Consider the following 6,167-nt stretch of genomic DNA (forward strand, 5'->3'; position numbering starts at 1 on the left):
GGCAGCCTGATAGGCTGCCGCTACCCTGTCCAGTTCCTCGGCAGAAACACTGCCGTAGTCCTTATCGACAACAACTGCTTTCATGGTTGTTTCAACTCCTTTCTCTATGTTTACAGAGGCCAAAACACCGGAATGAAGATCATGGCGACAATCATGATTACCACGGAGAGCCCAAGCCCAGGCCGGAAGAAGTCCATAAACTTCAAATTGCCCGGACGAACAATCAGCGTATTGGTTCCGCTGCCCACCGGAGTCAAGAACGGCGAGGATGCTGCCACGCAGATGGCAACAGCCACTGCGGAGGTGCTCATGCCGAAAGCCTGTGCTACCGGGATAAACAGCGGTGTGACCAGCATGGCACAGGAAGTGTTCATCATGGCGTTGGTCAGCAGTGTTACCAATACCAAGATCACAAACAGCACGATTAGTTTATTAGGATGTTCGCCCAGCAACCGTACGGCTGTATCGGCAATGAGAGCGCCTGCGCCGCTGTTGCTCATGCCCGTGGAGACCGCACTCATGCCTGCTACGATAAAGAGAGTAGACATATCGATTGCTTTGTAAGCGTCCGCCTGCTTAATGCAGCCAGTCAGAACCATAACAAATGCAGCAAATGCCGCAACCAGATACATGGGGAATGCGTCGCTGTCTACAGCCATGGCCACCAGCAGCACCGCTAGGATCACAAGGCACAGGCCAGCCTTGATTGGGTTGAACTCCACTGCCTTGTTGCTGCCGGTATATTCCGCTAAATACTCCTTATCAGCAGTATCTCCAGGAGTCAAAAAGCGTTTTCCAATCGTCAGGAAAAATACCATACCGGCGATGGAGATAGGAATTCCTACCTTCCCAAGTTCAAAAAAGGAAAGAGGAGTCGTTCCTAGATCTTCCAAGGCACCATTGACTACAATATTACTGGCGGCGCCCATCAGTGTCAGGTTGCAGCCAAAACTAGCGGCAAAGGACATGGGGATCAGCTGCCGGGACACAGAGACTCCTGCCCGCTGACTGACACTGATAACAATTGGCAGAAGCATAGCCACCACTGCCACACCACTGCACACAGCGGAAATGATGGTTGCCACCAACATGAAAGCAACCATAATGCCATTTTCAGATGTACCCGTGAGTTTGACCAAAATGTCTGCCATTTTGGCAGCAATCCCTGTATGGAACAGGGCGGACCCAACTACCATCATTGCAGCAATCAGAACAATGGTGCTGCCGGAAAATGCGCTGAATAATTGAGCGGGTTCAATGATCCCGCACAGTACCAATACGCTGCCCCCCAACATGGACACCAGGGCCGCCGGAAGTTTTTCTGTTACAAAAAACACAACCATAATGAGCAGAACCAAGAGAGTAATTGCAGCAGGACTCATAGAATTTCTCCTTTCTTTTTTTCACTGAATACTAGAAATTCGCGGGTCACGTATAATTTTCTTGTTACTTCTCCCTTTTGGATCATAAATTTAAAATCTTGACTTATAAATGCATTTTTAGCAAAATACGTGCACATTTTTGCTTTCTGCCTTTTATTTTACTGTCTCATCTTGCTTTCGTCAAAGACGAAAGGTAATATAAAGATTATAATGTTAACATTATATCTTGGAGGGAAGTGGCCTGTATGGTCTTTCGCAATTACGAATATTTCGTTGCGATTGTAGAGGCGGGAAGCCTGACGAAGGCTGCAGAGCGTTTGTATATCTCACAGCCTTCGCTCAGTCAGTACTTGAAGCGCTTGGAGACAAGCCTGGGGGTAGAATTGTTTGACCGCAGTACATCCCCCCTGCGGCTGACCTACACAGGAGAGCGTTATTATCAGCACGTCCTCCAACTTATGAAGCTGGACGAAAATGTCCGCCGGGAATTTCAGGACATCAAAAACCAGACAAGCGGACGCCTGCGATTAGGGGTGGCCCTATGGCGCAGTGCCTGTTTGTTGCCGGATGTATTCCCCAGATTTCACCAGCTATATCCTGATATCCATATTGAACTGACAGAGGGGCGATCGGTTCAATTGGAGAGTGCGCTGATGAATGATAAAATTGATCTTGCCGTTATGAACCTGCCTCGAACTTTGGATTACAACAAATTGACATGCGAGATTATTTGCGAAGAGCGTATTCTGCTGGCAGCGCCCACACATCATCCGTATGTGCGGGATTTACTTGCAGATTGTTCCACTTTTGAGGGATATCCGCTTGCGCCGCTGGAACTTCTCGAACATATTCCTTTAATTCTGACAAAGCCCGGTCAAAATTTGACTCACGAGGTCAGGCATATGCTGGGAAAAAACCACATTGAGCCAGATATTCTTCTGGAAACCGGAAATCTGACCACGGCAATCAACCTTACAGCCCAGGGGATTGCCTGTACGTTTGTGCCCGAGGAAGGAGCCAAGGTTTGCCAGCATCCCGGTGCGGTTACCTATTTCGTGACAAACTCCTCGGAGCTCGTCTGGGATTTAGCTGCGGTGTATCGAAAGGATACCTATCTGACCCACCTGTCTCAACTGTTTATTGAAGTGATGAAGCAGCAGTTTCAAAAAGATCCTTGATGCTGGGGCATCCCACAAGTATACAAGCGGGGAGAGTAGTCCTTTGAAAATTAATTGTGTTGCCTTTGGGGATGGTTCCAGTATTAATAAGCGATTGTTCTTAAAATTTGCCGCAAAATAAGAACCCAGTGCAACGTCGAGAGGGAAAACTCGCTTGGTGCTGCACGGCTCTAATGAAGACGATCGCTGTATTGGTCAATGTATTGGTCAGCGCAAAATCAAAATTTGAGGGCAAACTTTTTGACAGGGACTGATGGGCTCGGACCAGTGATCTTCTGCGTGTGAACAAACCTTGGAAACTTTTTTGATTGTTTTTAGCAGCTTTTAACCGCTTCCGCTACGATCGAATGATTTTCCAGGGGTCATTTACTGCACAAAATCCATCTGCTCCGCAGACTTCTGTGATACGTGCTGCGGCCTGAACTGGTTGCGGCAGTTAAGGTTTCGAGAGGGTGGAACATGAGCAGTTTTTTCTGGTCTGCGTGCTGGTGATAACATATGGAGAAAGCCTATCTTTGTCAAAGGCTTTCTTCCCTAATAATGAAGGGCCGCCTCATTTTGGGACGGCCCTTCATTCCTAGGGAATGCCTGCTGACAGCCCCCTGTTTTTGCGCTAATGGGAAACCTTTTGGTCAGGGACGGAAGTCCCCTTGACAATGGGCTTTGCCCGCTCTTTTCCGTGTTTGGCCTTTCCTTGAATCTGTGGAACGGGAGCAACCTCGTTTCGGGGTTGCACATGGGTCCAGTCCGGGCGAGCCATTCCTTTTTTTGCCATTCAAATACCTCCATCAGTCAGTTAAGGGGGCGCAAAAATCTGATGGGCCTATTTTGCTTGTCTTGCCGCATGCTTTTTCTCATCACCGTTTTCATAGATCACAAGTTTCCCATTTCTATCGCAGACTGCCAAGAAAACATCCTTGGCGGAATGAATGCCGCGCTGCTTGAGCTGCTTGTCCAGCCAGGTCAAATTCAATCCCATACGCTTGAGATTACTCTCCAGAATCTGTCCGTCCATAATCAACTCGGTACACAGCAGTTCCTGCTCGGGGGATAGATTCATGTCGCCGGGCGTTGCGGGACGCTGGGTGCTCACCGGGAGAATGGTCAGTTTTCCGTTGAACTCAAAAATTGCAGTTTGAATGCTGGTGAGATCAAAGTATCCCTGCTGTCTGCACATGACAATAAATTCGTTTAAATCCAGCTTGGACTTTTTCAAATTTTCCCGATAGAGCTTCCCCTGATCCATGAGAATGGTGGGCGACCCATAGAGATATCTGCGGGTCCTGGGGAGTTTGTTGGTGACGACGCTGAGTATCAGGGTAATCCCTGCGTAAATCAGGATCGCAATAAGCGGCTTCCAGGGTTCCTCCAGTTCTGTGGCCATTTCTGCGGCAATAGAGCCGATGGTGATTCCCGTGATATAGTCAAAGAAATCCAATTGTGCGATCTGCTTGTGGCCGATGAGTTTTGCTGCGATAAAAAGCGCGGCAAAGGAGCCCAGAGTTGTGAGGCAAAGAGTGAAGAATTGAATATGACACGCCCCCTTTCCCCATAGTCTGACTGAAAGTGCCGAAAACATGCATGACAGTACGCGCTGTTTTTAACGCTGTTCACCAAACACAGGCCGGCACATAGAATGAGGTAGCAACAATAAAAGGAGCAATCATATGGAATCTCATCCTTGTATGAAGTGCGGCTGTGACGCTTTTGTGACCGACCACGGGCCGGCGCCATTTGCCGTCAATATCACGTGCGCAGCAAGGCAAAATCAGAACTTCCGCGCTGCGCTTTGGACAGGATGCCACTTGCAAATGACCCTGATGGACATTCCGCCCTGCTGCGATATCGGTTTGGAAATGCACTCCGACACGGACCAGTTCATTCGGGTGGAAAGCGGGCAGGGGCTTGTCTTTGTAGGAACCTGCAAGGAAAAACTGGATTTTCAGTGCTGCTTGAATACAGGGGACGGCATTTTCGTGCCGGCAGGAGCCTGGCACAATGTTTGCAATACCGGAAATTGCCCGTTGAAGATTTCCTCTATTTACGCGCCGCCCCACCATCCGAAAGGAACGGTTCACTGCACAAAGGCAGATGCTGCCAAAAAAGATTGATCCTGTATCCTCCCGGTAAATACAGAAAACATAAACTGTACAGTATAAGAAGTACCGGCATCCCAATGGAATTGTGCCGGTACTTCTGCTGTTTCCTCTACCGGTATTTATTCCAGGAAGATGCCTTCCTGGGCCAGTCCCAATGTCAACCGTCCTTGGGAGCCAAAGTGTGTGCCGTGACAGGGACAGTCCCAGCTTTGTTCATCAGAATCCCGCTCCAACTGATAACCCAGGTGCGAGCATAGGGATTTCCTTTTCCGCAGATCATATCCCGGAGGATCATGGCGGAAACCATGGATGTGGTCATACCCCATTTTTGAAAGCCTGTGGCTATATACCAGTTAGGCCGGCTGGCTGCGTAACGACCAATATACGGCGCTTCGCCCGGCGTGATACAGTCCTGGGCTGACCTTTATAATGGCCGCATAAGCGCGGACGGCCGACGGATTGGCTTGGGCGTATTGCCAGGCCGTGCCCATTTCCGACGTTTGAGTCGGTTTTAGACAGAGCATTTTGTGCAGTGGGGTAATTTTTGCTGTGGCGTTTCGAGTTTGTCCGCTGCTGCGGATCACAAAACAGCCTCCCGCACTGGACGGGAGGCTGAGAAATGCGCAGGGGAAATGGGGCAACCCACTTCAAAGCTATGTGGGGGTTCACACAAGGCGCCTGCTCTCCCAGAAGGGGATCCGGCATTGGGTGGTGTAGGCTCAGTCAGAGAGAATCTTTTCCGCAATCAGTGCAAATATCCTGCTCCGAGGCGCCGTTGCAGTTGACATAGCTGTCTCCCACCGTGGCCACTGCACCGAATTCTACAGGTACCGCCACGCAAATATTCTGGGTGATGGTAAAAAAGCAAGAGCCGTTTTTCGTCCCCCCGCATACCTCACGGCCCGGGGTAACCACAGGATCGCCGCAGCATTTGGTGGTGGCAACGCCGGCCTGGGCAAAGGGAGTAACGGTCACAGGGACGCAAATAGACGCAGACTGATAGCCCACAGCGGGACAAGTCTGGGATTCGTTGAACACTTCCGGATTCAAATTGGCCATAAGAGAAACTCCTTTCTGGCAATAGCCATTCCCATACTATGCACGAGATAAAAAATGGTTACACGCCAGAGAAAACAGACCCCTGCACCAGAGCCACCTTATTGGGCATTTCCTCAAACGCTCAAAATTTGTGCCGCAGTAAAGAATATAGGGACCTGGCCGCAAAGTCACACCGCCATGCAACCAGAGTACCCCCAGGCACCCGGATATTAAATTCTGATTGCATCCTTTGCATACCCAGCCCCCTTGTTTCTCTGGATGTTCTGCCGAAAAATAGTATAGTGGATGCGCCAAGGCCATAGCGCCTAAGTAAAGGGCAATCATCAGGCACAGGAAATCAATTTGTCATAATAGGGCTGCTTTATGGAATTTCTGACGACCAAACAAGCCGCCGAGCTCTGGGGAATCTCCCTGTGCCGGGTGGCGCTCCTCTGTGCCTAAGGCCGTAT

The 6,167-nt window shown here is 49.7% G+C and carries 5 protein-coding genes and 1 pseudogene; 2 read left to right on the forward strand and 4 right to left on the reverse strand.

Going from position 1 to position 6,167, the window contains the following annotated elements; translation table 11 throughout:
• Window positions 1-110: 110 nt before the first annotated feature.
• Complete coding sequence (locus QZL67_RS01295; protein ID WP_022288980.1) at window positions 111-1,382, reverse strand: SLC13 family permease; 1,272 nt, start codon at window positions 1,380-1,382, stop codon at window positions 111-113.
• Window positions 1,383-1,627: 245 nt separating this feature from the next.
• On the opposite strand from QZL67_RS01295, the gene QZL67_RS01300 reads away from it, so the two are divergent.
• Entirely contained in the window at window positions 1,628-2,560 is a 933-nt protein-coding gene (locus QZL67_RS01300; RefSeq protein WP_022288981.1) for a LysR family transcriptional regulator, read from the forward strand.
• An 823-nt stretch (window positions 2,561-3,383) separates the two neighbouring features.
• Here the strand turns inward: QZL67_RS01300 and QZL67_RS01305 are convergent.
• Window positions 3,384-4,139 (reverse strand): DUF421 domain-containing protein, encoded by a 756-nt coding sequence (locus QZL67_RS01305; protein ID WP_022288982.1) that lies wholly within the window; start codon window positions 4,137-4,139, stop codon window positions 3,384-3,386.
• An 88-nt stretch (window positions 4,140-4,227) separates the two neighbouring features.
• On the opposite strand from QZL67_RS01305, the gene QZL67_RS01310 reads away from it, so the two are divergent.
• A complete protein-coding gene (locus QZL67_RS01310) occupies window positions 4,228-4,671 on the forward strand; it encodes a cupin domain-containing protein (RefSeq protein WP_022288983.1) in 444 nt (147 codons plus the stop codon).
• Between the two features lie 107 nt (window positions 4,672-4,778).
• Here the strand turns inward: QZL67_RS01310 and QZL67_RS01315 are convergent.
• Window positions 4,779-5,080 (reverse strand): annotated as a pseudogene (locus tag QZL67_RS01315) (hypothetical protein); the annotation flags it as partial.
• Between the two features lie 302 nt (window positions 5,081-5,382).
• The gene (locus tag QZL67_RS01320) at window positions 5,383-5,718 is read right to left on the reverse strand and encodes a hypothetical protein (protein WP_022288984.1); all 336 of its coding nucleotides are present in this window, start codon (window positions 5,716-5,718) and stop codon (window positions 5,383-5,385) included.
• Between the last annotated feature and the right edge of the window lie 449 nt (window positions 5,719-6,167).

The organism is Oscillibacter sp. CAG:155 (assembly GCA_000436875.1).
Lineage (GTDB): Bacteria > Bacillota > Clostridia > Oscillospirales > Oscillospiraceae > Oscillibacter.

Coding starts and splice junctions, on each gene's coding strand:
- QZL67_RS01295 (WP_022288980.1), bottom strand. CDS start 1,382: ATGAGTCCTGCTGCAATTACTCTCTTGGTTCTGCTCATTATGGTTGTG.
- QZL67_RS01310 (WP_022288983.1), top strand. CDS start 4,228: ATGGAATCTCATCCTTGTATGAAGTGCGGCTGTGACGCTTTTGTGACC.
- QZL67_RS01320 (WP_022288984.1), bottom strand. CDS start 5,718: ATGGCCAATTTGAATCCGGAAGTGTTCAACGAATCCCAGACTTGTCCC.
- QZL67_RS01305 (WP_022288982.1), bottom strand. CDS start 4,139: ATGTTTTCGGCACTTTCAGTCAGACTATGGGGAAAGGGGGCGTGTCAT.
- QZL67_RS01300 (WP_022288981.1), top strand. CDS start 1,628: ATGGTCTTTCGCAATTACGAATATTTCGTTGCGATTGTAGAGGCGGGA.